Source organism: Kitasatospora sp. NPDC050463 (assembly GCF_040655255.1).
GTDB lineage: Bacteria > Actinomycetota > Actinomycetes > Streptomycetales > Streptomycetaceae > Kitasatospora.
On record NZ_JBFAJO010000194.1, the window covers coordinates 1 to 3,194 of the forward strand.

General features: G+C 69.4%; 1 protein-coding gene and 1 pseudogene. Both read right to left on the reverse strand.

The features are described from left to right. Positions 1–84: 84 nt before the first annotated feature. Complete coding sequence (locus AB0J08_RS41305; RefSeq protein ID WP_360645260.1) at positions 85–1,791, reverse strand: protein kinase; 1,707 nt, start codon at positions 1,789–1,791, stop codon at positions 85–87. A 493-nt stretch (positions 1,792–2,284) separates the two neighbouring features. After that, positions 2,285–3,194, reverse strand: a pseudogene (locus AB0J08_RS41310) (PAS domain S-box protein); the annotation flags it as partial.

The following is a 3,194-nucleotide window of genomic DNA, read 5'->3' on the forward strand; positions in this document are numbered from 1 at the left end:
GGCCGACAGATCCTGTTGAGGACCCGAGGTCAGTCAGCCCTTGGGTCAGACCCCACCGGAAAGCGCTCGTCTACATCCTCACTGTCAGCCCTGGACCTTGGCCGTTTGCATGGCGGTCAGCTGACGAACGTAGCGAGCTGTGACGATCGCGGCCGGCACAACCAGCGCGTGCAGGGCCAGCATGAGCCAGGCTCCGAGCCCGAACTCGTACCGGTACTCGAGGTAGGAGTAGTTGGTGCCGGTCCAGTGCTTGTCCTTGGTGCTCCGGTGGTCCCATTCGAGGAATCCGGTCCACAGGCCGAGGAGGACCGGCCAGGTCAGGATGGTGACCAGGCAGGAGGCCCACCATGTCTGCACCAGGCGGACAGGGCCTCGGTCGCCATGTCCGGGCGGGCTGGAGGCGTGCCAGACGTCGTTGGCGATCTGTTTGGGAACGAAGAGGTTCGCGATGGGGATGAACCATCCGACCACCGCCATGAACGGGCGGTACCGCAGCCGGCCGGGGGCGAACCGCTCGGCCACAGCCCTCACGCGGGCGAACCAGACGAGCCAGACCGCTACCAGCCCTCCGCCGATGACGAGCTGGGCGAACCACAGGGAACGAACGACATTGTTCCCCCCGTCGCCCCAGGCATTGCTCCCCTCGTCGCCCCAGGCATCGCTCCAGTCCGAGTACGCCTTATCCCCGCTCCAGTGGTTCTGACCGGTAGCGACGATGATCTGGTGGACGGCCGTGATGACGGAGACCAAGGCGCAAAGGGCGAGGAGCCAGTAGACGGCGGCCCGGTATCCGTCGGCCGGGCTGGTCCGGCCGCGTGCGCGGCGACGTTCATCGGCCAGGCGGGACGGCGGTTCCTGTGCCTGCCCGGCTTGGTCGCGCTGGACCGGGCTGGGTGCCTGGTCGAGGGCCGTGGGCGGGTACAGCAGTTTGGCGGGGCCCGCGTCGGCCCGGGGCATACAGGTGTACGGGTCCTCCCGGTCTAGGAGCTGGACGGCCTCCTGACCGAGCCGGGTCAGCACCTCCGTCGGCAGCCAGGAGCCAAGGGATCGGTACTGGGTGTCCTGTCGTTCCAGCAGTGCGGCCACGGTGGGCCGGTCCACCGGATCCTTGGCGAGGCAGCTCTCGATGAGATCCCGCAGCGGCTCGGGCACACCGGTGAGGTCCGGCGGCTCGTGCACCACCTTGTACATCAGGGCGTGCACCTGCCCTCCCGCCGCCTCGAACGGGAGGCGGCCGGAGGCGGCGAAGGCGAGCACCGCGCCGAGCGAGAAGACATCGCTCGCCTCGGTCAGACTCTCACCGCGGATCTGCTCCGGTGACATGAAGCCGGGCGAGCCGACCACCACTCCGGTACTGGTCAGACCGCCGGTGGTGGAGTCCAGAGCCCGGGCGATGCCGAAGTCGATCACCTTCGGCCCGTCAATGGTCACCATGACGTTCGACGGCTTCAGGTCACGGTGGACCAGCCCGGCGGCGTGGATATCACCCAGCGCCCGGCACAAACCGGAGGCCAGACCGCGCACCGAGTGCTCCGGCAGCGGCCCGTGCTGCTCCGCCACCACCTGATGCAGGGTCGGCCCGGCGACGTAGGCCGTTGCAACCCAGGGCAGTGCCGCGTCCGGGTTGGCGGCCAGTACCGCGGCCGTCCACTCCCCGCCGACCTGCCGGGCCACGGCGGTCTCTTTGGCAAAGCGGCGCCTGAAGTCCGGGGACGCTGCCAGTTCGGCACGGATGGTCTTCACCGCCACCATCCGACCCCGCGGGGACCGGGCCAGGTAGACCACCCCCATGCCGCCCTCCCCCAGCCGGCCAAGAAGCCGATAGTCAGCGACCCGCTCAGGGTCCTGCTTTCCCAAAGGCTGCACGGTGGTATAGCTCCCCCCTGGAACATCACTGCGGCGCACCAAGACTAGTGCCGCGAAGCGATACGCGAGCCGTCATCGACGTCACCGCGGTTCCGACACCAGCTGGTGCTGCCAGATCTCACCAACATTCCACGCACGAACGGATGACCAACGCTCTCCGAACGAGCCGACAAGTGCTCTCGGTACTCACCTACGCAGCCAGCCGTCCACTCGCGCTCGGCCAGGCGCGGGTGCGGCGGGACTTCTTCTCCCCGCACAGGCAGAGTCTCCGGTTCAGCGCCAAGGAGGGAACCAGCCCGCCGAGCTACCTCCGGACGTAGGGCCAGCCCGGCCGAGCGGCGAAGGCGCCTACGAGGCCGTGGTTGTGCGAATGTGCTCACCTGAGGAGGCCGATCGCGTCGGCCTCCTACTGCACTGGGTCGTCAATGCCATCGACGTGGGTGAGCAGGAAGATCGGGCCCTCGGCGGAGTCCGCGACGATCGAGTTGCGCATGCGGACCCGCTGGTAGTCGCCGTCCCGCCGGGACAGCCGCAGTTCCGCCCGGCCGCTCTCGGCGCTGGTGCGCTCCAGCAGGGCGCGGTCGTCGGGGTGGACGAGGTCGGCGAAGCTCTGCTGGCGCAGCACCGCGCGGGGGTAGCCGAGCAGCCGACAGAGCGCGTCGTTGACTCTGCTCAGCTGGCCGCGCCCGGCGCCGTGCAGCTCGGTGATGGCCATCCCGCTGGGTGCGTACTCGAAGGCCTGCCGGAAGCCTCACTGGCCCGCAGTGCCTGCTGCTCCTTCTCCAGGCGGGCCAGCGCGCGCTGCATCTCGGCCCGCAGCCGGGCGTTGCCGATCGCGATGGAGGCCTGGAGCGAGAACATCTCCAGCGCCTCACGGGTCCACGCCCCGGGGCGCTTGCCACTGCGCGGGCGGTCCACCGAGAGCATGCCGAGCAGGTCGCCGCCGGCACTGTGCAACGGAGCGAAGAGACAGTCCTGCGGGTACCAGCCGTCGGCGTTGACGGGCATCGGGCCGTCGCCGCTGAAGAGGGGATATCAGTGGCGATCACCCCGTCCCGGTCATGGGGGTGGAAGCGCAGGAGGCCCCATTGATCGCTGGCATTGAGCATGTGGTCCCAGGACTCACGGGATCCCACATGGCCGAGCAGGACGGAGGGGCCGCCGATGGCGCTCTCCTCCAGCTCCCAGACGGCCGCCACCACCAGGTCGCCGTCCGGGCGGACCAAACTGATCGCTGCGGCGTCGAAGCCGAGCCCGTGCACCGCGCCCTCGACCACAGCCTGCCCGCCAGGCTGCGGGCACCGTTGACGTCCGCCACGACCCGCTGC

Coding starts and splice junctions, on each gene's coding strand:
- AB0J08_RS41305 (WP_360645260.1), bottom strand. CDS start 1,791: ATGGGGGTGGTCTACCTGGCCCGGTCCCCGCGGGGTCGGATGGTGGCG.